This is a genomic window from Nonomuraea sp. NPDC004580 (genome assembly GCF_040609855.1).
In the GTDB taxonomy this organism is placed as follows: domain Bacteria; phylum Actinomycetota; class Actinomycetes; order Streptosporangiales; family Streptosporangiaceae; genus Nonomuraea; species Nonomuraea salmonea.
On record NZ_JBEXLH010000034.1, the window covers coordinates 1 to 22,108 of the forward strand.

The following is a 22,108-nucleotide window of genomic DNA, read 5'->3' on the forward strand; positions in this document are numbered from 1 at the left end:
GTTCGTGGCCGCGCCCGGCACGGTGGCGCGGGCCGACCGCATGGGCCCCGCCGAGCTGCTGGGCGCGCTGCCGGTCGGCGGGCTGCGGGCGCCCGCTGAGGTCGTGCTGCGCCCGCTGCTGGCCGTCGACAAGGACGGCACGCTGCTGGAGACGCTGGCCGCGGTGCTGGACGAGGGCGGCGCGCTGCGCGCCGCCGAGCGGCTGGGCGTGCACCGCAACACGATCACGACCAGGCTCGAACGCATCAAGGCGGCCGGCTTCGACCTCGACGACGCCCCGGCCAGGCTCGCCCTGCAGCTCGCCTGCCACGTGCTGCTGCGATCACCGGGGACGCCCGACGTGACATCCTCTTAAGAGCAGCAGGAAAGGAGACCCCCGTTGCCGGACGCCAGACTGCTCGCCGTCAGCGACCTGCACGTCGCCTACCCCGAGAACCGCGCCATCGTGGAGGAGCTGAAACCGCTCGCGCCCGGCGACTGGCTGCTGGTGGCCGGCGACGTGGGCGAGCGGCTGGCCGACATCCGGTGGGCGCTGGGCCTGCTGGCCGGCCGATTCGAGCGGGTGGTGTGGGTGCCGGGCAACCACGAGCTGTGGACGCCGCCCGGCGACCCGCCCGAGCTGCGCGGCGTGGCCCGCTACGACGAGCTGGTGCACATCTGCCGTGAGCTGGGCGTCGTCACGCCGGAGGACGACTATCCGTTATGGCGGGGCGCGGGCGGCCCGGTGCGCATCGTGCCGCTCTTCCTCCTGTACGACTACACGTTCCTCCCCGAAGGCCACACCACCAAGGAGAGCGCGCTCGCCTACGCCCACGGCACCGGCGTGGTCTGCACCGACGAATACCTGCTCCACCCCGACCCCCACCCCACCCGCGACGCCTGGTGCCGCGACCGCGTGGCGCGCACCGAGCGCCGGCTGGCCGAGCTGGACGACGACGTGCCGCTGGTCTTCGTCAACCACTACCCCCTGGTACGCGAGCCGACCGACATCCTGCGCTACCCCGAGTTCGCCCAGTGGTGCGGCACCACGGCCACGGCCGGCTGGCACGTACGTCACCCCACGGCCGCGATGATCTACGGCCACCTGCACATCCCGCGCGTCACCCGCCACGACGGCGTGCGCTTCGAGGAGGTGTCGCTCGGCTACCCGCGCGAGTGGAAACGCCGTCCCGGCGGCCGTCGGCTGCTGCGCGACGTGCTGCCGGAGGCGTAGAAGGGGGAGGCCCGCCGCCCCGGTGCCAGGGGAAAGCACCGGGACGGCGGGCGGGTCTCATCCGGTGACCATGCCTTCCGCGCGGTCCTCCGCCACCGCCTCGGGCGCGCGCTCTGCCGGCGGCCCGTAGCCGCCGCCACCGCCCGACTGGCAGCGCAGCACGTCACCGGCCTTGACGGGCAGCGCGTTGACCTTGAGCATGTGCCGCTCGCCCGGCGTGCCGGGGTTGAGCGTGACGCGCGGCGGCGCGCCGTCCGCGCCGCCCGCCAGGCCCCACGCGGGCGTCACCGACCGCTCGAACCACAACGACAGCGAGGTGTCGCCGCAGAACTCGTACTCGCGCACCACGCCGTTGCCGCCCCGCCAGCGCCCCGCGCCGCCGGTGTCGGGGCGCACCTCGTAGCGGGTGACGCGGACGGGGAACAACGTCTCCAGCACCTCGATCGGCATGTCGCGCAGCGACCCGTTGACATTGTTGATCAGGCAGCTCTCGCCGTCGCCGCCCTCCCAGGCGCCCCAGCCGCCGACGGTGGCCTCCTGCGAGACGTAGAGCTTGCCGGTGCGCGGGTCGGTGCCGGTGAACTGCACGATCATCGAGTCGCCGTACGACGCGGCGGCCGCCTTGCCCGGCAGCACCGGCGCCAGCGCCTTGACCACCAGGTCGATGAGCAGCCCCAGGTGGGAGTAGTAGTACTGGCAGGCGGCCGGCGACTCGGCGGCCAGCATGGAGCCCGGCCTGGTGCGCACCGACAGCGGCCGGAACGAGCCGCCGTTCAACGGCACGTCGCCGGAGACCAGCAGCTTGTAGCCGACCCGCACGGCGGCCACCGCCTGCGCGGCGCCGCAGTTGACCGGGCCGGTCGCCTGGTCGGCGCAGTCGGTGAGGTCCACGTGCATGCTCTCGCCCGACACCGTGATCGCCACGGTGACCGGCAGCGGCGTGTCCAGGTCGATGCCGTCGTTGTCGAGGAAGCCCGAGGCCCGGTAGACGCCGTCGGGGATGGCCGCGATGGCCGCGCGCTCCATGCGCTCGGTCTGGGCGAAGATCTGCTCGCGCGCCTCGGCGAGCGTGGCCAGGCCCCACCGGCCGACGATCTCCTTCAGCCGCCGCTGCCCGGTCATCGCGCAGCTCACCTGGGCGCGCAGGTCGCCCAGCGTGGCGTGGGGGAAGCGCACGTTGCGGGAGATGATCTCGTGCAGGTCACGGCAGGGCTCGCCGCCCTCGCACACCTTGACGGGGCCCATCCGCAGGCCCTCCTGGAAGATCGACGTGGAGTCCATCGAACCGCCGGGGTCCTTGGAGCCGACGTCCAGCCAGTGGGCGCGCGACGCGGCGAACCCGGCCAGCTCGCCGCCCGCGAAGATCGGCCCGTAGACGGTGACGTCGTTGAGGTGAGTGCCGCCGATGTAGGAGTCGTTGAGCACCCACACGTCGCCCTCCCGCCACACCTCGGGCCCGTACAGGCGCTCGGTCTCGCGGGTGCACACCTCCAGGTTGCCGAGGAAGATCGGCAGCCCGGACGACTGGCCGAGGACGTTGTGATCGCGGTCGAGCAGCGCGACCGCGCAGTCCTTGGCCTCGTAGATGACGGGGGTGTAGGAGCTGCGGATGAGGGTGGTGTTCATGTCCTCCGCCGCCTGCAGCAGCGCGCAGCGGATGATCTCGGTGGTGACGGGGTCGATCACGTGTTCACTTTCATGATGAGGAAGCCGTTGTCGTCCACGCTCGCCAGGCAGCCGGGCGGGACGACCGTGGTCGCGGTCTCCTCCACCACGATCGCCGGCCCGGCCAGCTCGCCGTCCAGGCCGGAGCGGCGCAGGACGGGAGTGCGGTGCACCTCGCCGTCGAAGATCACATCCCGTACGCCGGCCTCCTGCGGCGCCTCGGCCCCGGCCGCGGGGGCGGCGGTCCGGGGGAACGAGCCGAAGCCGGTGCTGCGCAGCATCACGAACTCCACCGGCGCCTCCGGAGTGGCGTGCCCGTAGCGGCTCGTGTGCGCCTCGGCGTAGCGGGCGGCCACGCACTCCAGGAACCCGGCCTGGGCGGGCTCGGTGGCGTCGCGCAGCGGGATGGTCAGCGTGTAGTCCTGGCCCTCGTAGCGCATGTCCACCGCGTGCTCCACGCGGCGCCGCTCCTCGGGCACGCCCTGCGCGTCGAGGGCGTCGAGCGCCTCCCGCTCCAGGGCCACCAGCCGCTGCGACATGTCGCCGCCGTCGAGGACGTCCTGCGGCCGGAAGTACGGGTCCGTCAGGTCCCTGCGCACGTCCGCCTCCAGCATGCCCCAGGCGGAGAACGCGCCAGGGAAGCGCGGCACGACCACCTCGGAGATGCCCAGCTCCCGCGCGATGAACGCGGCGTGCATCGGCCCGGCCCCGCCGAAGGCCACCAGCGCGAACTCGCGCGGCTCCACCCCGTGCTCCACCGTGAGCGTGCGGATGGCCTGCGCCATCTTCGCGTTGGCCACCGCGCAGACGCCCTCGGCCAGCTCCAGCGGGTCCAGCCGCAGCCGCGCCGCCAGCTCCGCCACCGCCGCGCCCGCGGCCTCGGCGTCCAGCGTCATCAGCCCGCCCGCGAACCAGGCCGGGTCCACCCGCCCGAGCGCCACGTTCGCGTCGGTGACCGTGGCCTGCGTGCCGCCCCTGCCGTAGCAGGCGGGCCCGGGGTCGGCGCCCGCCGACTCGGGGCCGACGCGCAGCGCGCCCGCCTCGGCGTACGCGATCGAGCCGCCGCCCGCGCCGATCGTGTGCAGGTTGACGATCGGCATCAGCACCGGATGACCCTCGATGCTCGCCTCCGCGCTCACGTCGGGCCGGCCGTCCACCACGAGCGACACGTCGAACGAGGTGCCGCCCATGTCGATGCAGATCGCGTTGTCGCGGCCCAGCAGCCGGGCCGCCGCCACGCCGCCCATCGTCCCGCCGACCGGCCCCGACAGCAGCGTCTGCAGCGGCCTGCGCATCGCGTACGAGGCGTTGACCAGCCCGCCCGATGACTGCATGACGTGCACAGGCACGCCCAGCCCGCGCTCGGAGAAGCGCCGCTCGATGCCCGCGAGGTAGCGCCGCACCACCGGCCCCGTGTACGCCTCCAGCACCGCCGACGAGGTGCGCTCGTACTCGCGCCACTCGCGCGCCACCTCGTGCGAGAGCACCACGAGCACGTCGTCGCCCAGCTCCTCGCGCAGGATCCGGCCCGCCCGCAGCTCGTGGTCCGGGTTGACGTAGGAGAACAGCAGGCACACCGACACCGCGTCGAAGCCCTCGGCCCGCGCCCGCTGGGCCGCCGCGCGTACCGACTCCTCGTCGAGCGGCCGCAGCTCGCGGCCCAGGTAGTCCAGCCGGCCGCCCGCCTCCATCACGTCGCGGCGCGGCACCAGCGGCTCCGGCTTGCGGTAGCGCAGGTCGAACATGCGGTCGCGGTTGCCGCGCGCGATCCGGTAGACATCGCGCGCGCCGCCGCTCGCCAGCAGCAGCACCCTCGCGCCCTTGCGCTCCAGCAGCGCGTTGAGCCCCTGGGTGGTGCCGTGCACGAAGAACGAGATCTCCGACGGGTCGTCCATCACCCGTCCGAGCGCGGCGAAGACGCCTTCTGCGAGGTCTCCCGGCGTGGTGGGCGCCTTCGAGGCGGTGACGGCACCCGTCCTGTCGTCGTAGCAGACGACGTCGGTGAAGGTGCCGCCGATGTCCATGGCGACGCGATAGCTCATGTGCCGCACCGTACGCGGGACCCCGCACCGCCGTCCTGTGCGTCCCGCACACCCACCACTCCGCACCCGTGCACCCCGCACCACCCCTCCGGTCGGGGCGGGGACGGGGGTGCGGGGAAGGTCGTCATGCTCCCGATCGCAAGGCGGGGGCCTCGCTCGCTGCGCGCCTCGTCAGGCGGGCGTGCGGGGGAGCATGGCCGCCACCTCGAAGCGCAGCAGGGGGTCGGTGCGGAGCTCTGCCGCGAGTGTCAGCCTGAGCGCGGTCCGGCAGGTCTCGTCGTCCGGCTTGGCGCCCGCGACCCGGCCGATCACCTCGCGCGAGGCGGTGTCGCCGCGGCCGAAGACCCGTTGCAGGATGCGCCCGCCCCTCGCCATCTCCGTGTCGGCGGCCAGCTCGCGGGTCCTGGCCAGCACGCCGGTGCCGTAGGCGTCGATCGCCGCCGTCACGTAGGGCATGACGGCGGTCGCGGTGTCGTTGGGACTGTCCATGAGACCCCTCTCGGTCCTGAAGACCTGACGGCATGGTAGCTCTCGCCGGGGCCGCGCGGCGGGGGACTACCCTGTCCGATGTGCCAGCCCCGTACCTCACCCTGAACACCGTCGTCGAGCACGAGACCGAGGCGCGGCGCTCGCGGTTCATCTGCGCGCTGGCCCCGGCGCGCAGCGTCGATGAGGCCGCCGCGTTCATCGCCGAGCGCCGCAGGCTCTACTCCGACGCCACCCACAACTGCACCGCCTACGTCATCGGCGAGCGCATCCAGAAGGGCGACGACGACGGCGAGCCGGGCGGCACCGCGGGCACGCCCATGGTGCAGGCGCTGGTGGGGCGGGGGTTCAGCGACATCGTGGCGGTGGTGACCCGCTACTTCGGCGGCACCCTGCTGGGCGCGGGCGGGCTCGTGCGCGCCTACGGCTCGGCCGTCACCGAGACGCTCGACCGGGCCGAGCCGGTGCGGATGGTGCCGGCCAGGCTCGTCCACGTCGCCGTCGCGCACGACCAGGCCGGGCGGGTGGAGAACGACCTGCGGGCCTCCCGCCACGCGGTGCGCGACGTGACGTACGCGGGCGAGGTGACCTTCGCCGTCGCGGTGGGGGAGGACGAGGTGGCGGCGTTCACCGACTGGGTCGCCACGCTGACGGCCGGCCGCGCCCGCGTCGACCTCGGCGACCCCCTCCACGTCCCCGCCTGACCGCGCCCGCCCTTGAGGGCCCGGTGCGTTCCGGCGTCGTGCGGCGGGCCCGGGGCGGTCAGCCCTCCAGGGCGTACTGCATGACGCGGAACTTCGCCTGAGCCTCGGCGAGCTCGGCGGCCGGGTCGGAGTCGCCCATGATGCCGCCGCCCGCGAACAGCCGGGCCCGGCGGCCCTGCACGAGGCCCGAGCGGAGCGCTATGCCCCACTCGCCGTCGCCATGCGCGTCGATCCAGCCGACCGGACCGGCGTAACCCGCGCGGTCCATGCCCTCCAGCTCGCGGATGACCTGGATCGCCGTCGAGGTCGGGGTGCCGCCGACCGCCGCCGTCGGATGCATGGCGGCGACCACGTCGAGCACGGAAGCCCCGTCGGCCAGCCGCCCGGTGACGTGGCTGGCCAGGTGCTGCACGTTGGGCAGCGTCAGCAGTTCGGGCTCGTCGGGCGTGGTCAGGGACGAGCACAGCGGGGCCAGCGTCTGGCGTACGGAGGCGATCGCGCACTCGTGCTCGTGCCGGTCCTTGGCCGAGGCGAGCAGCGCGGCGCCGCGGGCGAGGTCGTCGGCCGGGCCGGTGCCCCTCGGGGTGGTGCCGGCCAGCACCAGCGACTCGATCTCCTGCCCGGTGCGCCGGATGAGCAGCTCGGGCGTGGCGCCGACGAGCCCCGCGACCGAGAACGTGTAGCACTCGGGGTAGCGGGCGGACAGCCGCGACAGCAGCAGCCGCACGTCGATCGGCCGTTCGGCGGTGGCCACCAGGTCGCGGGCCAGCACCACCTTCTCCAGCTCGCCCTCGCGGATGCGCTTGGCGGCCTGCGCGACCACGTGCTCCCACTCGGGCGCGGACAGGCTGCCGTCGCCGTAGCTGATGCGTCCGGGGTCGCGGATGGGCGTGAACCTCTCCAGCGGCGACTCGCCGACGGTGGTCAGCCACGCCCGGCCGTCCCTGCGGGCCAGCACGGCCCGGGGGACCACCAGCACGGAGCCGTGGGCGTCCTCGTCGAAGGTGAAGCTGCCGAAGGCGACCGCCCCGGAGCCCGGCGTGCCTACGGAGTCGTCGACCTGCGCCTCACCGAAGACGGTGGCCAGCCACTTGCGGGCCCAAGCGAACCGTCCTGGCCCCGGAGGGACGGCCACCCTGGCGGCCTCACCCCATCCGACGAGGCCCTCTCCGTTCCTGACCCAGGCGTAGGGGGCCGTGTGGGGCAGGGACGCCAGCAGGTCGCCGGGGTCGCCTACAGGGGTGGTGCGAACCGGCAGCGGGCGGGTTGTTCCGAGCGCGACACTCACTCAAGACACTCTATGCGGGAACTGAACACGTTCGACTCGGACCCCCGTGAATGCACTGTTACCCGTCAAGAACCGGGTAAGAACCGGCCGCCGCCCGCTGTTGAGCACTGCCCCGGCAGGCCCCCGTTGTCAAGCCGCCCTATGAAGATGGTCCTGAACAGGCAGTACGCGCCTCGAGATCGTGGCAGGCCGGTCATCGCGTCCCTACCTTGGTGCCCATGATCGCTCGCCTGGGCTCCGTGCTCGCCGCCGCCGTCGTTCTCACCGCCTCGGGCACGGCCGTGCGGGCCGCGCCCTTCGCCCAGCCCGTGCCGCAGGTCATGGCCGCGCTCGGCGACTCCATCTCGACCGGGTTCAACGCCTGCGGCTGGTACGTCTCCTGCACCGCCCGCTCCTGGTCGTCCGGCGACAACAAGGACGTCAACAGCCACTACCTGCGCCTTTCCGAGCTCTCTGGAACGCTCCAGAAGAACAACCTGAACTTCGCCAAGCCCGGCGCGACCAGCGCCGACCTGCTCGGCCAGGTGAAGAAGGCGGTCGCCGCCAAGGCCGACTATGTGACGATCCTCATAGGCGCCCAGGACGCTTGCGTCCGCACCGAGCAGCAGATGACCCCGGTCGCCACCTACCGCCGCCGCGTCGACGCCGCGCTGGCCGAGCTGCGCGCCGGCATGCCGGGGGCCAGGGTGTTCTTCGCCAGCGTTCCCGACCTGCGGCGGCTGTGGCAGGTCGGCAAGTCCAGCGCCCTGGCCAGGACGTTCTGGGGCGCCGGCCGCATCTGCCAGTCGATGCTGGACAACCCCGCCTCCACCCGCCGCGCCGACGACCAGCGCCGGGCCAGGGTGCGGGCCCGCGTCATCGCCTACAACAGGGCCGCCGCCGCGGCGTGCGCCGCGTACGGGCCCGGCTGCCGCTCCGACGGGGGAGCGGTGTTCTCCTACCCGTTCACGCTGGAGCACGTCAGCCGCTGGGACTACTTCCACCCGAACTCGGAGGGGCAGCGGGTGCTGGCCGAGCAGACGTACCGGCGGGGCTTCCAATGGCTCGACCCGCGCTGACCTACCGGCACTGCTTCAGCATGATCTTCTTGTCGGCCGGGCGGACCGGCACGTCGTACTTGAGCGCGACCTGCGCGAAGCGGGTCACGTAGGCGCAGCGGACGCCGCGTCTCGGGGGCAGCCAGCTCGCCGGCCCCGAGGCGTCCTTCTGCTCGTTGGCGTGCCCGTCCACGGGCAGCAGGTTGAGCGGGTCGTTGGCGAAGTCGAGCCGCTTGGACATCGACCAGCGCGGCGCGCCCATCCGCCAGCCGTAGTTGAGCGGCACCACGTGATCGACCTGCACCTCGTCGGCGTTGCCCTTGTGCCAGTGGATCACCCGGCCGGTGTAGGGGTCGGTCAGCTCCATGGAGACGACCTCGCAGTCGGAGCCCTTGCGGTACTTCACGTTCCGCCCGTCGCGGGCCAGCAGGTCGTCGCGGGTGCGGCAGCCGTTGCGCGCGTACGGGACGCCGGTGGCCGAGTCGGCCCAGTTGCCGCCGTAGCGGGTGCGGGCGTAGCCGGTGTTGGGGCCGAAGCCCTTCGTGCGCAGGCGTTTGATGATCCCGCGTGCCTCGGCCTTCTCCGCGTCCGCGATGATGGGGGCCAGGCCGGGCAGCGTGCCGCTGACGTTCCCCAGCGGGCTGGCCGCGGTGGCGGGCGGGGTTCTGGCAGTGCCGACGAAGGAAGCGACGATGACGGCTCCGGCGAGGACGGCTATGGCGTCCTTGGTGCTCAAGCAGACCTCCATGAGCTCCGGGTTGTCTAGAGAGATTCCCGGTGCGCGGTATTTCGACACGGGGAGGGTTATGTGACTGATCGTCCCATCGACCCTGACGTCGATCTCCATGTCCCCGCCCAGCGCGCCGAGCTCCGGTGGCCGGTCATCGCCGTGATCGCGGCCGGCGGGGCACTGGGCGCGCTGGCCCGCCACGGGCTGCAGACCTTGTCGCCGACTCCGCCCGGCGGGTTCCCGTGGGCGACGTTCCTCGCCAACGTGTCGGGCTGCCTGCTCATCGGGGTGCTCATGGTGGTCATCACGGAGGTCCGCACGGCCCACCGCCTGATGCGGCCGTTCCTGGGGGTGGGGGTGCTGGGCGGCTACACCACGTTCTCCACGTACGTGGTGGACACGCAGCGTACGATCGCCGCCGGCGCGCCGGTGACGGCGCTGGTCTACCTGGCGGCCACCATGGCGGCGGCGCTGCTGGCGGTCGCCTCGGGGATGTGGCTCACCCGGCGGGTGGCCGGAGGGCGCGCCCGATGACGGTGCTGCTGATCGTGATCGGGGCGGCGGTCGGGGCGCCGCTGCGCTACCTGGCGGACCGGGCCGTGCAGGCGCGGCACGAGACCGTCTTCCCCTGGGGGACGCTGAGCGTCAACGTGGCAGGGTCCGCGCTGCTGGGCTTCCTGGCCGCGCTCCCCGCGGACGGCGGGGTGATGGCGCTGGCGGGCACGGGGTTCTGCGGGGCGCTGACGACGTACTCGACGCTGGGGTACGAGACCGTCCGGCTGGCCGAGGAGGGCGCCCGCTTCCACGCGATCGCCAACGCGCTGGCCAGCGTGGTCGCCGGCCTCGGCGCCGCCTCCTGCGGCATGGCCGTCGCCCAGGCCCTGGCCTGACCGCCCGGTCGTTTCCGCCCCGGCCGCCCGCGAGGCGTGCTTCGGGAGTTAGCGTGTAAGCACGTAATCATCTCCTGGAGGGCGTGATGGCGGATCCCCTCGACGCCTACTCTCGCGTCGTGTCGTCCGTGGCGGCCGAGTTGCTGCCGAAGGTGGCCAGTGTGCGGGCCGGCCAGGGGAGCGGGTCGGCGGTGGTGTTCACCGCCGACGGGTTCCTGCTGACCAACGCGCACGTCGTCGGCACCGCACGGTCCGGGACCGTCGCGTTCGCCGACGGCGGTTCCGGCGGGTTCGAGGTGGTCGGCCGCGACCCGCTGTCGGACCTCGCGGTCATCAGGGCGCAGACCCCCACCCCGCCGCCCGCCGAGCTGGGCGACAGCGACGACCTCGTGGTGGGGCAGCTCGTGGTGGCCGTCGGAAACCCGCTCGGGCTGGCCGGGTCGGTCACCGCCGGCGTGGTGTCCGGTCTCGGCCGCTCGCTGCCCGCCCGCAGCGGGGCCGGCATGCGGCTGATCGAGGACGTCATCCAGACCGACGCCGCACTCAACCCCGGCAACTCGGGCGGCGCGCTGGCCGACGCGCAGGCGCGGGTGGTCGGCATCAACACGGCCGTCGCCGGGGTCGGCGTCGGCCTGGCCGTGCCGGTCAACGCGACCACCAGGTCCATCATCGCCGCGCTCATCAGGGACGGCCGGGTCAGGCGGGCGTTCCTCGGCCTGGTGACCTCGCCGGCGCCACTGCCCGAGCCGCTGCGCCGGCGCACCGGGCAGGACGGGGCGCTGCGCGTGGTCGAGGTGGTGCCCGGCTCACCCGCGCAACGCGCCGGGCTGCGCGCGGGCGACCTGGTGCTGAGCGCGGGCCGTATCCCGGTGGGCGATGCGCAGAGCCTCCAGCGGCTGATGTTCGCCGACGCCATCGGCCGCCCGCTCCCCATCACCGTGCACCGCAACGGCGCCTTGGTGGACGTCATCGCCGAGCCGGTGGAACTCACCGGCACCGGCGTCTGACCGCACGAAGCCAGGCGGCGCCTTCGGTCCTCCCGGCGATCGTGCGTTGCTGATCGTGCGTTGCTGATCGTGCGCTGCTGATCGTGCGCTGGGCGCTCGGGAGCCCCTGACGGTGGCGGGCCCCCGCTACCACTCCTCCGAGCTCAGGTGGCGGTGGTCGACGCCGGGTCCTGGGCGGCCAGCTGTTTGCGGTAGCGGGTCTCGCGGTGGGTCAGGAGGTCGGCGAGGAGCTTGTCCCACTTCTGGCCGATCACGTCCACGTCGTACATCTGCGCCTTCTCCAGCGCCCCCGCCGCCAGGTCACGCCGCAACTGCTCGTCCTCGATGACCCGGATGATCGCGGCGGCCAGGTTCGCGTTGGTGCGCGGCTTGACCAGCAGCCCGTCCACCTCGTTCTTGATCATCTCCTTCGGCCCGTGCGGGCTGTTGAAGCTGACGATGGCCAGCCCCTTCGCCATGGCCTCCAGGATCGTCATGGGAAAGCCCTCGTGACGCGAGCTCATCACGTAGATCGACGCCTTCTCCAGCTCGGCCCCGACGTCGGTGGTGGGCCCCGGCAGCTCGACCTTGCCCTCCAGACCGGCCTCCGCGATCTGCCTGGCGAGGTTCTCCTTCTGCGGCCCGGCCCCGAAGATGCGCAGCTTCCAGTCGGGGTGCGCCTGCGCGACCGTCTCCCAGGCGGTGATCAGCCGGTGGAACCCCTTGATCCGGGTCATCCTGCCGACCGCCACGGCCACCTTGGCGTCGAGCTTGGACACCTCGCCGCTCATCGGCGGCACCGCGTTCGGGATGCGCACCAGCTTGCGCGGCGCCTTCTTCAGCGTGTCCTGGTAGTCCTTCAGGTCCGCCCTGGTGAGCGTGACCAGCGCGTCCAGGCGGCGGTAGCGCCACTTGATCAGCTCCTGCACCGGCTCCGGCTGGGTGGCCAGGGCCACGTGCTCCTGCCCGATCGTGATGACGCCCGGTGGCGCTAACTGGGCGACCGCGAGATTCAGCCCGGGGCGGGTGGCCATCAGCACGCCGTCGTCCAGCGAGCGGATGAACCGGGCCAGCTTGAGGTCGGTCCACAGATTGAACCGGTGGTACGCCGACTCCTCCTTGGGGATCAGCCGGCTCGGCAGCTTCGACAACATCGCGCGTACGGGGTCGTGCCCGGGGTTGAGACGATCGTCCAGATAGCGGAACGTCACCCGCGGGTCGATCGGGAAGAACGGCTGCTCGGCCTCCTTCAGGACGGAGACGATCTCGACCTCGTGCTCGTCGGCCAGGTAACCGGCCAGGTTGAACACGGTCCTGATCGTGCCGCCCATCCCGTGCGCGTGCAGGAGGAGGATGCGGATCCGCCTGGTCGAGGGCGGCGGCGCGGTGCGTGCCTTGCGCCTGTCGTACCCCCGATAGAGCCGGGCCATCGCCGACTTGCCCTTGCGTGCCAGTGCGCGCACCTGTCACATCTCCCATCAGCGTCAAAAAGCTGTACATACACATCGCCGGTGGTGAGGGCGTCAGCCTCACCACCGGCTCGGTCGTGTCCGGCGGGGTACACGTCCTTCATCCCCTGTGCGCTTTCCCCACCTATGATCATTAGACGCCGGGAAGGTGACTAAGGTTGCATTCCGGGCCGGTGCCGGAAATCCGGAGTGTGCGGCGGATGCTCGGCGAGCAGCGCGAGAGCGGTGTCGATGGCCGTCTCGAGCTGCGTGTCCACGCCTCTCGCGTAGTCCTGCGGGGTGATGTCCACCTCGATGTCGGGATCGGTGCCGTAGTTCTCCACCTGCCAGCCCACGTCGTCGAACGCGAACGAGAACTCCGGCTGCGTCGTCACCGTCCCGTCCGCGAGCTGGTGGCGCGGCCAGATGCCGATCACGCCGCCCCACGTGCGCCTGCCCACCAGCGGGCCGAGGCCGAGCAGCTTGAAGGTGTGGCTGAAGATGTCGCCGTCGGAACCCGCCCACTCGTTGGTGACCGCCACCAGCGGGCCGCGCGGCGACTCCGGCGGGTACGGCTCCGCGTCGCCCCACCGCGGGTAGTCGTAGCCGAGCCGCCGTCTGGCCAGCTTCTCCAGCAGCAGCGCCGAGACGTGCCCGCCGCCGTTGAAGCGCACGTCCACGATGAGCGCGTGCCGGTCGTACTCGGCCAGGAACCCCCGGTGGAACTCCCCGAACCCCTCGGCCCCCATATCGGGCACGTGCAGGTAGCCCACCCGGCCGCCGGAGCGCTCGTGGCAGCGGGCCCTGTTGAGGTTCACCCAGTCGCGGTAGCGGGCCGGGCGCTCGTCGGCGAGCGCGCGTACGGTGACCGTGAACACCCGCTCGCCGCGCCGCAGCGTCAGCTCGACCTCCTCGCCCGCCTGGTTGACCAGCCGCTCGTTCGGGGTGGCCGCGATGCCGATCGGCGCGCCGTTGATCGCCAGCACCGCGTCGCCCGGCCGTACGTCGAGGCCGAGCCGGTTCAGGGGCGAGGTCGCCTTCGGGTCCCACCGGTCGCCGGTCACGATCGAGCGGATGTGGTAGACACCGTCCCGGTGGTCCCAGTCCACGCCCAGCTTGCCCTGGCTGTAGTCGGGCCCCGGACGGTACTCGCCGCCGCTCTCGAAGGCGTGGCTGGTGGCCAGCTCGCCGTGCAGCTCCCACAGCAGGTCGGAGAACTCGCCGCGGGTGGTGACCCGGTCGACCAGCGGCTGGTAACGGTCGTAGACGGCCGCCCAGTCCACGCCCGCCATGTCCTCGGTCCAGAAGTTCTCCCGTTGCAGCCGCCACGCCTCGCGGAACATCTGCCGCCACTCCGCCTCAGGGCAGACCGGCACCTTGACCCGCGACAGGTCGATCCAGCCGCTGTCGCGCCCCGGCGTGTCGCCGTCGCCCGGCACCTCGCCGGCCTTGACCACGCGCAGCCGGTCGTCCGCGCGGTACAGCAGCGTGCGATGGTCGCGGCCCACCTCGAACGCGGTGACGCCCTCGGCGAAGGTCTCGTTCTCGCCCTTGGCGAAGTCGAACAGGTGCAGCGTGCCGTCGCCCTCCAGCGGGCTGGTGAGCAGCAGCGCCTTGTCCTTGTGCAGCCCGGCCACCTGCTCGTAGCGGCCCTCCGGCAGCGGGAACGCGGTCACCCGGCCGGTCAGCCCGTCCAGGTCCACCCGCAGCGGCTCCTCGTGCTCTTCCTCTTCGTCGTCCTCGTCGTCCTTGTCGTCCCTGTCCGTCAGCGGGTGCCGGCGCGGGACGAACGGGTCGGGCACGTCCGCGCGCAGCGCCACCGCGTACGGCCGGGTGCCCAGCGGGAAACCCAGGTCGAACTGGAGCTGGTCGTAGACCGGCGAGAAGACGCGCTGCCCGATGAAGTACAGGTAGCGGCCATCCGGGTCGAAGGCCGGCATCGAGTCCTTCAGCACCGGCTCGCTGGCCTGCACCGTCCGGCCGGTCTCCGGGTGGTGCAGCTTGATCGCGGTGGTCTGGGCGTTGAGCGGGCTCGCGTACGCCAGCCACCGCCCGTCCGGCGACCAGGCAGGATCCTCCGGCGCGCCGTGCGGGTTGGCCTCCACCAGCACCGACCGGCCCTGGGACAGGTCGAGCAGGTGCAGCTCGTGGCGATGGTTGACGATCGCCACCCGATCGTGTGCCGGGTCGGGCACCAGCTCGTTGATCCGCCCCAGCCGCGCCACCTCGACCCCCGCCCCTGCACCCGCACCCGCCCCCGCGTCTGCCCCCGCGTCTGCTCCTGCGCCCGCCTTCGCCTCCCGGCCGGCGCTCGCCCCGGCGTCGGCCGGCTCCAGGACGACCAGGCGCTCCTCGTCGCCGTCGTCGCTGGCCGCCGCGATGAGCCTGACGCCGTCGTTCAGCCAGGTCAGGAAACGGTAGCGGACCCCGTCCGTGGAGCCGTGCCGCCGCACGGGGCCCTCCCAGTTCCCCATCGCGTACGCCTTGCCGCGCGTCGTGAGCGCCACCGCGCTGCCGTCGGGGGCGAGGGTGGCGCTGTCGAGGAACTCGGCGGCGTCCACGAACCTGCGGTTGCGCTGCGTCCTGGAGCTGGCCAGCCGCACCTCCAGCCGGCGCGCCGGCTCGCCCGGCTCCAGCAGGTACAGGTCGGCGCCGGCGTGGTAGACCAGGCGGTGCCCGTCGCCCGACAGATTGCGGGCGTAATAGTCGTCGTGATGGGTGTGCTTGCGCAGATCGTCACCGTCGGGGGTGCACGAGTAGACGTTGCCGACGCCCTCGTGGTCGGAGATGAAGCACACCCGGCCGTCGCTCCAGCAGGGCGAGGCCAGGTTGCCGGGCAGCCGGATCAGGCGGCGGAACTCGCCGTCGCCGCGCGGGTCGATCCACAGGTCGCCGACCGTGCCGCCGCGGTAGCGCTTCCACCGGGCCGGGTCCGCGGTGTTGCGGCCCAGCACGATCATGCCGCCTGGCGCGTACGCGATCGAGTTCGCCGGCCCGTACGGCAGCCGCTCCGGCACCCCGCCGGGTGCCACCCGGTGCAGCCACTTGCGTCCCTCGAAGGGCTGGCCCTGGTCGCTGGCGTACAGGATGCGGCCGTCCAGGTCCCAGCCGGTCACCGTGCAGCGGGCGCCGTGGAAGGTCACCCTGCGGGCCGCGCCGCCGCCGGCCGGCATCACGTACACCTCTTCAGGACCCTCCTCGCGCCCCACGAACGCGAGCCGGTCGCCGCGCGGTGAGATGCGCGGGTAGCCGGCCTCGGCCAGCCCCGCGGTCAGCCGGAACGCCCGTCCGCCCTGGGCGGAGACCATCCACAGGTCGTCCTCGGCGGCGAACACCACCACGTCCTGGAACACGGCGGGGAAGCGCAGGTAAGCCGACATGAGCGCAGCTCCACAGTCGATCGGACGGTCGAGGCCCCCCGCCTCGGCCGTCCGATCAGCTCACCGGACGGGCAGCCTGGGAGGGCTGCCCGGAAGATCACTCTTCGCCGGTCGGCTTGGTGCCTTCCCGCTTGGTCTCCTTGGCCTGCCGGCTGGTCTTGATGGCCTGCTTCTTGGACTTGCCGGACTTGGCCGCGGGTTTCTTCTTCGTGTCAGCCATGGAGATCATCCCCCCTGTACGGACGTGATGCACCTGATTGGTACACCAAGCCCCTTAATACCCATCGCACGACGAAACCCGACATGCCTCTTATGTACTGTTCGTAACCCCTTGGCTACTCGGACATGCGGCTCTCGAATCCACTCACCGACGTCCGTCAGCGCCTGCTCGCGACCCCTGGGCGGACCGGCCGGTCGCCGGACGCCTCCGACCACCACACCCCCTCGCCGTGCGACAGCCCGGGCAGCCGCCGCTCGAAGACGTGCACCGCCGCCGCCGGGATCTCCCCGCCCAGCACCCACGTGTCCGCGCGCCGCGCCGTGTCGCGCAGCTCGCCGCCCAGCGCCGCGAGCTGCGCCGTGACCGGGCCGAACGTCTCCACCGGCACCTCCACCTCGAACCGGTGGCACGGCTCGTGCACGATCGTGCCGGCCCGGCGCAGCGCCCGCGCCAGCACGATCCGCGTACGGCCACGGAAGTCGGCCGCCACGGTCTCCGGCGCGCTGTAGCCGGTCCTGGTCAGCGTCACCGTCACGTCGGTCACCGGCCAGCCGTGCGGCCCCTCGTGCAGCGCCGCGCGCACGCTCTCCTCGATCGCCCGGTGGAAGGCCAGCGGCAGCGACCCGAGCGCCACCTCCAGCCGGTAGCCCACCCCCGAGCCGCGCGGCGCCGGGTCCACCCGCAGCCCCACCGTCGCCATGTGCTCGTTGGGCCCGTGGCGCTGGATCTCCGCCAGCGCCACGCCGGTGCCCGCGGGCCGCTCGAAGTAGACGGGGCGGCTCGGCTCGAACACCGCGTCCACGCCGTACTCCCTGGCCAGGGTCTCGCCGATGACCTCCTTCTGCACCTCGCCGTACAGCAGGACCGAGGTCTCGCCGCCCGCCACCGTGCGCGTGCCGATCAGCGGGTCCTGCTCGGCCAGCGCGAGCAGCGCCGCGTGCACGCGCGGCTCCTCGCCCGGCACGCGCGCCCTGACCACCGTCTCCAGGCTCGGCGGGGTGAAGTGGGCCCGCCCCGACGGCCCCGGACCGCCCAGGTGATCGCCGACCCGCAGCTCGGGCACACCCCAGACCTTGACGATGTCGCCCGCCAGCGCCGTGCGCCGCTGCGGCGCGCCCGCCACGGCGAGCGCGGTCAGCCGCCCGTCGTAGGCGTGCGTCCCGTCCCGGTAGAAGCCGACCTTCTCGCGGGTACGCAGCACACCCTCGCGCACCCGTACGTACGCCGCCTTCTCCCCGGACGGGCCCCGCTCGACCGCGAACACGGGACCGCTCGGCCGCCCGCCCTCGGCGGGCTGGGGCACGGCGGGAAGCAGTTCGGCGATGCCGTCGAGCAACTCGGGCACGCCCTGCCCGGTGATCGCCGAGCCGAACAGCACCGGATGCGCCTCACCGGCGCCGCATTGGCGGGCCAGCGCCGCGCGTACCTGCTCGGCACCTGGCTCACCACCTTCGACCAGCACCTCCAGCAGGTCGTCGTCGCGTTCTGCGAGCGCCTCGGAGGCCGGCCGGAGCGAGGGGAGCGGCCGGGTGACGGCCGCGCGCCCGCCGATGCCCTCGACGGTGGTGATCGGCACGCAGGACGGCGACAACCGCCGCCGCATCTCGGCCAGCAGCTCGTGCTCGCGCGCGCCGGCCCGGTCGATCTTGTTGACGAAGATCAGCGTCGGCAGCCGCAGCCTGCGCAGGGTCTTCATGAGGACCCGGGTGTGCGGCTGCACCCCTTCGACGGCCGACAGCACCAGCACGGCGCCGTCCAGCACACCGAGCGCCCGCTCGACCTCGGCCACGAAGTCGGCGTGCCCCGGCGTGTCCACGAGGTTGACCCGCAGGTCGCCGAGCGTGAAGGAGGCGACGGCGGTGCGGACCGTGATGCCGCGGCGCCGCTCGATCTCGCCGGTGTCGGTCTGGGTGCTGCCGGTGTCGACGCTGCCGAGCCGGTCGATGACGCCGGTCTCGAACAGCAGCCGCTCAGTCAGGCTGGTCTTGCCCGCATCCACGTGCGCGAGGATGCCGATGTTCAGGATGTGCACGGTTGAGGAACCCTCGGGAAACTCTCGAGCCAATAGGGCGCTGGGAGACTCCGAGGCACCTCATTCCGAACTCCTGATCTTCGACGTCGGGGTGCCCGCCATCCTGCCATCCGCCGGACCGCTGCCGCCAACCCTTTTTCCCGCGTCAGAGGAGGCGGAGCTGCTCGGGCTCGGGCGGCTCGGGGGGAGTGGCAGGACGGGCCGGAGGGAGGCGGCGGGCCGTGGCGGGGGTGGCGCGGCCGACGCCGTGGCGCCGGGCCAGCTCCTTCACCATGCCGACGATCCGCTGCTGGTACGCCTTCGGCGCGTAGGAGCCGCGGCCGTAGAGCTCCAGGTAGCGCGGCATCAGCCGCGGGTGCTCGCGAGACAGCCACGACAGCCACCACTCCCGCGCGCCCGGGCGCAGATGCAGCACTATGGGCGAGATGTGGGTGGCGCCGGCGGCGGCGATCTCCTTGACCGTGCGGTCGAGCTGGGCGGGAGAGTCGGTGAGGTAGGGGAGGATCGGGGCCATCAGGACCCCGCACGCGATGCCGTTGTCGTTGAGCGTCGCGCACGTCTCCAGCCGCCGGCCCGGGTGCGGCGTGCCCGGCTCGACCGCGCGCCACATCTCCGGATCGACGAACCCGACCGACACGTCGGCGCCCACCTCGGTCACCCCGGCGGCCTCGGTGAGCAGGTCGAGGTCGCGCAGGATCAGGGTGCCCTTGGTGAGGATGGAGAACGGGTTGGCGGCGTCGCGCAGCGCGGCCAGGATGCCGCGCATCAGCTTGTAGCGGCCCTCGGCGCGCTGGTAGCAGTCGACGTTGGTGCCCATGGCGATGTGGTGGCCGCCCCAGCGCGGTGAGGCCAGCTCTTTGCGGGCCAGCTCGGCGGCGTTGACCTTGACCACGATCTTCGAGTCGAAGTCCGCCCCGGCATCGAAATCTAGATATTCGTGCGTTTTTCGGGCAAAACAGTAAATGCAGCGGTGGGTGCACCCGCGATAGGGGTTGATCGTGTACTCGAACGGCACCCGGCTCGCGGCGGGCACGCGGTTGACGATGGATCGGGCCTGGATCTCGTAGAAGGTCATGCCCCGGAACTCAGGCGTGTCGAACGTTCGGGTGACCGCGCCGCGAGCGAACAGCGGCACGGCCGGATCGTCCCGGCCGGGCTCGGCCAGGCGCAGGTTGTCCCAGCGCATCCCATGATTAGAACAAGTATTCGAGCTTGATCGCAAACCGAAAGACGTCGCAATTACATGGTCAGCATGGGGCTAATGATCTTCATGGTTGGGCAGAAAGACGCCACGGAGCTTGCGTTCGGGAGGTGCACCTATGGCCTGGTCGCAGGACGAGGAGCGGATGCTGGCCCAGATCGAGCAGCACCTCGTCGACGACGATCCGAGACTTGTGGCACGGCTTGAGTCGTTCAACGAGCGGGTTCGTCGCAGCGAGGCGAGGTCCACGGGGCAATCGGGTCCCAAGCGCAGGCCGCGCCGCTCGACGGTCATCATTTTGATCAGCTGGGTGTTGATCGCCACTTTGGTCGCCACATTGCTGATCATGGTTCTCCGCCACGAAGCCGCCGCCGCCATGGCTCTGTCCGCCATGTTCTGAGCCCTGGCCGCAGACGGCCCACACGAAGATCTCCGGCGTCGAGCCTCCGTGCTCGTCGCCCTCTCCTTGTGCGCTTCCGGCGATCACGGAATGTGGTCTGCCCGGAAAAGCCGCGCAATCACGTGCCGCGGCGATTTCGCCTCAGCCGGCGACGCGGACCGTGGGCTCGTGGCGGACGGGGAAGTTGACCGAGGCGGCGATGAAGCAGGCCTTGGCGGCGTCGGCGTGCAGGGCGATCGCCGTCTCCACCATCTCCGGCGCCGCCACCGTCACCACCGGCCGCAGGACGACCTCCGTGAAGCGGCCGCCCTCCGCGGTCTCGGCCATGACGCCCTCGGCGGTGTCGACGTAGCCGGTCACGATGACCTTGGCGACGCTGCACTTGTGCAGATACCAGAGCATGTGGCACTGCGACAGCGAGCCCACCAGCAGTTGTTCGGGGTTCCACCGCGCCGGGTCGCCACGGAAGGCCGGGTCCGAGCTGCCCAGGAGGACGCCGGGGCCTTCGGCGGACAGCTCGTGCTCACGGCCGTAGTCGCGGTAGCCGCTGGTGCCGGTGCCCTTGTCGCCGGTCCAGGTCACGACGGTCTCGTAGCGGTGCCGTCGGCTCATCGGTGCTCGTCTCGCTCTCGCTCGGGGTGCGTCAGGACTCAGGACGAACGTATCGAACCGCGCGGACAGGCCGACGTGGGCCCTTGTTCCTCGAATACTCGCGTGCGTATACTCGCAGACGAGTATTCGATGGCGGGGAGTGCATGATGGCCAAGCGGCGACCGGTGACGAACCTGCTGGCGCTGGCCGTGCTCACCGTCGTCGGCCGGCGCCCCATGCATCCGTACGAGATGGCCTCCGTCCTGCGCGCCCGGGACAAGGACCAGGACATGCCCATCAAGTGGGGCTCGCTCTACACCGTCGTCCGTAACCTGCACAGACACGGCTTCCTTGAGGCGGTGGAAAGCGGGCGGCAGGGCGCGCGGCCCGAGCGGACCGTCTACTGCATCACCGACGCCGGCCGCCGCGAGGCCGCCGACTGGACGCGCGAGCTGCTGTCCACGCCCGAGCGGGAGCCGACGGCGTTCGAGGCCGGCCTGTCCGTGATGGGCGGGCTCGGTCCCGACGAGGTCGGCGCGCTGCTGCGGGAGCGCCTGGCGCGGCTGGAGGAGCAGATCGAATCCGACCGGCGGGCGCTGGAGGAGGAGCGGGCCGAGCTGCCGCGCCTCTTCGTCGTCGAGTCGGAGTACGCGCTGGCGATGCGCGAGGCCCAGGCCGCCTGGGTGCGTTCGCTGGTGGCGGAGCTGGACGGGGGCACGTTCCCCGGGATCGAGGAGTGGCGGGCCTTCCACCGTACGGGCGACCTGCCGGACGGGCTGGAGGACCTTGCCGCCAGAGGCACGCAGGACGACTGACCGGACAGGCCCGGCGGCGGTGCTGCAACACCGCCGCCGGGCGGATCTCGCACCCGAAGCGGAGCCCGGCCACGAGATGGCATCGACAACGATAGCCGGGCTGCCCTTCACGCACCGATGAGGGAGCTCTCATGATCATGACCACCGCAGGCGACGTGACGTCCGACGACGGCACGACGATCGGCTACCACCAGGTCGGCCGGGGCCCAGGGCTGGTGATCCTGCACGGCGCCATGCAGACCGGCAGCAGCCAGCTCGACCTCGCGCACGCCCTGTCCGCCGACTTCACCTGCTACCTGCCCGACCGGCGCGGCAGGGGCGCGAGCGGCCCTGCCGGCCCCGCGTACGGGCTGGAGCGGGAGGTGGCCGACCTCGCGGCGCTCATCGAGGCCACCGGCGCCCGTTACGTCGCCGGCGTCAGCTCAGGGGCGATCATCACGCTGCGCACCCTGCTCGTCCGTCCCGACCTGCGCGGGGCCGTCGTCTTCGAGCCGCCGCTGCTGCCCGACGGCGCCGCCCTGGACGTCCACCTGAGCCGCCTCGACCAGGAGCTCACCGCGGGGAACGTGCCCGCAGCGCTGGTCACCGGCATGAAGGCGGCCGAGCTCGGCCCGCCCGTCTTCAACCTGGTGCCGCGCACGCTGCTGGAGCTGCTCACCCGCAGGATGTTGAAAGGCCCGGGCGCGACGTTCGCCGAGCTGGCGCCCACCCTGCGCCAGGACCTCCAGCTCGCCAGGGAGGCGGCGGGCGACCTGGAGATGTATCGGGCCGTGCGGCAGGAGGTGCTGCTGCTCGGCGGCACCAGGACCCGCCCCTACCTGCGCGCGGCCCTCGCCGGCCTCGAGGAGGTGCTGCCGCACGCCACCAAGGTGCTCATGGAGGGCCTCGACCACAGCGCCACCTCCAACACCGCCGACCGCGGCCGCCCCGGCCGCGCTGCCGAGGAGATCCACCGCTTTTTCAAGGACCGGTGACGAGCG

21 protein-coding genes are annotated in these 22,108 nt (G+C 72.3%); 10 read left to right on the forward strand and 11 right to left on the reverse strand.

The features are described from left to right. Window positions 1–355: helix-turn-helix domain-containing protein (locus ABZW11_RS29005; RefSeq protein ID WP_355423577.1), on the forward strand; the 355-nt coding region annotated here is incomplete at its 5' end. Between the two features lie 24 nt (window positions 356–379). Beyond that, on the forward strand, window positions 380–1,213 hold the full coding sequence (locus ABZW11_RS29010) for a metallophosphoesterase (RefSeq protein ID WP_355423580.1): 834 nt from the start codon (window positions 380–382) through the stop codon (window positions 1,211–1,213). A gap of 57 nt (window positions 1,214–1,270) precedes the next feature. Here the strand turns inward: ABZW11_RS29010 and ABZW11_RS29015 are convergent, their stop codons facing one another. The 3 genes from ABZW11_RS29015 to ABZW11_RS29025 all read right to left on the reverse strand — a co-directional run bounded on the left by ABZW11_RS29015 (window position 1,271) and on the right by ABZW11_RS29025 (window position 5,409). Further along, window positions 1,271–2,899, reverse strand: coding sequence for a hydantoinase B/oxoprolinase family protein (locus ABZW11_RS29015; protein WP_355423583.1), 1,629 nt, complete (start codon window positions 2,897–2,899; stop codon window positions 1,271–1,273). Next, window positions 2,896–4,920, reverse strand: coding sequence for a hydantoinase/oxoprolinase family protein (locus ABZW11_RS29020; RefSeq protein ID WP_355423586.1), 2,025 nt, complete (start codon window positions 4,918–4,920; stop codon window positions 2,896–2,898). Before ABZW11_RS29020 ends, ABZW11_RS29015 begins: the two co-directional genes overlap by 4 nt. A 171-nt stretch (window positions 4,921–5,091) precedes the next feature. Continuing rightward, a complete protein-coding gene (locus tag ABZW11_RS29025; protein ID WP_355423589.1) occupies window positions 5,092–5,409 on the reverse strand; it encodes a hypothetical protein in 318 nt (105 codons plus the stop codon). An 80-nt stretch (window positions 5,410–5,489) separates the two neighbouring features. Here ABZW11_RS29025 and ABZW11_RS29030 point away from each other — a divergent pair, with 80 nt between their 5' ends. Then, window positions 5,490–6,110: a YigZ family protein gene (locus tag ABZW11_RS29030; RefSeq protein WP_345385516.1), complete on the forward strand. Its 621-nt coding sequence runs from the start codon at window positions 5,490–5,492 to the stop codon at window positions 6,108–6,110. Window positions 6,111–6,168: 58 nt separating this feature from the next. Here the strand turns inward: ABZW11_RS29030 and ABZW11_RS29035 are convergent, their stop codons facing one another. After that, window positions 6,169–7,398, reverse strand: coding sequence for an isochorismate synthase (locus tag ABZW11_RS29035; RefSeq protein WP_355423592.1), 1,230 nt, complete (start codon window positions 7,396–7,398; stop codon window positions 6,169–6,171). A 218-nt stretch (window positions 7,399–7,616) separates the two neighbouring features. Here ABZW11_RS29035 and ABZW11_RS29040 point away from each other — a divergent pair, with 218 nt between their 5' ends. Further along, on the forward strand, window positions 7,617–8,456 hold the full coding sequence (locus ABZW11_RS29040) for a GDSL-type esterase/lipase family protein (protein ID WP_355423595.1): 840 nt from the start codon (window positions 7,617–7,619) through the stop codon (window positions 8,454–8,456). Window position 8,457: 1 nt separating this feature from the next. Here the strand turns inward: ABZW11_RS29040 and ABZW11_RS29045 are convergent, their stop codons facing one another. Further along, window positions 8,458–9,171 carry an HNH endonuclease family protein gene (locus tag ABZW11_RS29045; RefSeq protein ID WP_355423598.1) on the reverse strand — a complete coding sequence of 238 codons (714 nt, stop codon included), beginning with the start codon at window positions 9,169–9,171 and terminating at the stop codon, window positions 8,458–8,460. A 72-nt stretch (window positions 9,172–9,243) separates the two neighbouring features. On the opposite strand from ABZW11_RS29045, the gene ABZW11_RS29050 reads away from it, so the two are divergent. The 3 genes from ABZW11_RS29050 to ABZW11_RS29060 all read left to right on the forward strand — a co-directional run bounded on the left by ABZW11_RS29050 (window position 9,244) and on the right by ABZW11_RS29060 (window position 11,062). Continuing rightward, window positions 9,244–9,699 carry a CrcB family protein gene (locus tag ABZW11_RS29050; RefSeq protein WP_355423600.1) on the forward strand — a complete coding sequence of 152 codons (456 nt, stop codon included), beginning with the start codon at window positions 9,244–9,246 and terminating at the stop codon, window positions 9,697–9,699. Beyond that, on the forward strand, window positions 9,696–10,055 hold the full coding sequence (gene crcB, locus ABZW11_RS29055; RefSeq protein ID WP_355423602.1) for a fluoride efflux transporter CrcB: 360 nt from the start codon (window positions 9,696–9,698) through the stop codon (window positions 10,053–10,055). Before ABZW11_RS29050 ends, crcB begins: the two co-directional genes overlap by 4 nt. A gap of 86 nt (window positions 10,056–10,141) precedes the next feature. Continuing rightward, window positions 10,142–11,062, forward strand: coding sequence for a trypsin-like peptidase domain-containing protein (locus tag ABZW11_RS29060; protein ID WP_355423604.1), 921 nt, complete (start codon window positions 10,142–10,144; stop codon window positions 11,060–11,062). 143 nt (window positions 11,063–11,205) lie between these two features. Here ABZW11_RS29060 and ABZW11_RS29065 read toward each other — a convergent pair whose 3' ends face one another. The 5 genes from ABZW11_RS29065 to ABZW11_RS29085 form a co-directional block, all read right to left on the reverse strand. Next, window positions 11,206–12,504, reverse strand: coding sequence for a glycosyltransferase family 4 protein (locus ABZW11_RS29065; RefSeq protein ID WP_355423607.1), 1,299 nt, complete (start codon window positions 12,502–12,504; stop codon window positions 11,206–11,208). A 158-nt stretch (window positions 12,505–12,662) separates the two neighbouring features. Beyond that, window positions 12,663–15,869 carry a PDZ domain-containing protein gene (locus ABZW11_RS29070; protein ID WP_355423610.1) on the reverse strand — a complete coding sequence of 1,069 codons (3,207 nt, stop codon included), beginning with the start codon at window positions 15,867–15,869 and terminating at the stop codon, window positions 12,663–12,665. A 97-nt stretch (window positions 15,870–15,966) separates the two neighbouring features. After that, the gene (locus ABZW11_RS29075; protein WP_355423612.1) at window positions 15,967–16,089 is read right to left on the reverse strand and encodes a hypothetical protein; all 123 of its coding nucleotides are present in this window, start codon (window positions 16,087–16,089) and stop codon (window positions 15,967–15,969) included. A 157-nt stretch (window positions 16,090–16,246) separates the two neighbouring features. Further along, window positions 16,247–18,121: a translation factor GTPase family protein gene (locus tag ABZW11_RS29080; protein ID WP_355423615.1), complete on the reverse strand. Its 1,875-nt coding sequence runs from the start codon at window positions 18,119–18,121 to the stop codon at window positions 16,247–16,249. Window positions 18,122–18,266: 145 nt separating this feature from the next. After that, window positions 18,267–19,307 (reverse strand): Rv2578c family radical SAM protein, encoded by a 1,041-nt coding sequence (locus ABZW11_RS29085; protein ID WP_355423617.1) that lies wholly within the window; start codon window positions 19,305–19,307, stop codon window positions 18,267–18,269. Window positions 19,308–19,440: 133 nt separating this feature from the next. Here ABZW11_RS29085 and ABZW11_RS29090 point away from each other — a divergent pair, with 133 nt between their 5' ends. Beyond that, a complete protein-coding gene (locus ABZW11_RS29090) occupies window positions 19,441–19,722 on the forward strand; it encodes a DUF3040 domain-containing protein (RefSeq protein WP_355423619.1) in 282 nt (93 codons plus the stop codon). Window positions 19,723–19,863: 141 nt separating this feature from the next. Here ABZW11_RS29090 and ABZW11_RS29095 read toward each other — a convergent pair whose 3' ends face one another. Next, complete coding sequence (locus ABZW11_RS29095) at window positions 19,864–20,334, reverse strand: OsmC family protein (protein ID WP_355423622.1); 471 nt, start codon at window positions 20,332–20,334, stop codon at window positions 19,864–19,866. A gap of 146 nt (window positions 20,335–20,480) precedes the next feature. Here ABZW11_RS29095 and ABZW11_RS29100 point away from each other — a divergent pair, with 146 nt between their 5' ends. Both ABZW11_RS29100 and ABZW11_RS29105 read left to right on the forward strand, forming a co-directional pair. Continuing rightward, window positions 20,481–21,128, forward strand: coding sequence for a PadR family transcriptional regulator (locus tag ABZW11_RS29100; RefSeq protein WP_355423624.1), 648 nt, complete (start codon window positions 20,481–20,483; stop codon window positions 21,126–21,128). Between the two features lie 131 nt (window positions 21,129–21,259). Next, window positions 21,260–22,102 carry an alpha/beta hydrolase gene (locus tag ABZW11_RS29105; protein ID WP_355423627.1) on the forward strand — a complete coding sequence of 281 codons (843 nt, stop codon included), beginning with the start codon at window positions 21,260–21,262 and terminating at the stop codon, window positions 22,100–22,102. Window positions 22,103–22,108: the final 6 nt, after the last annotated feature.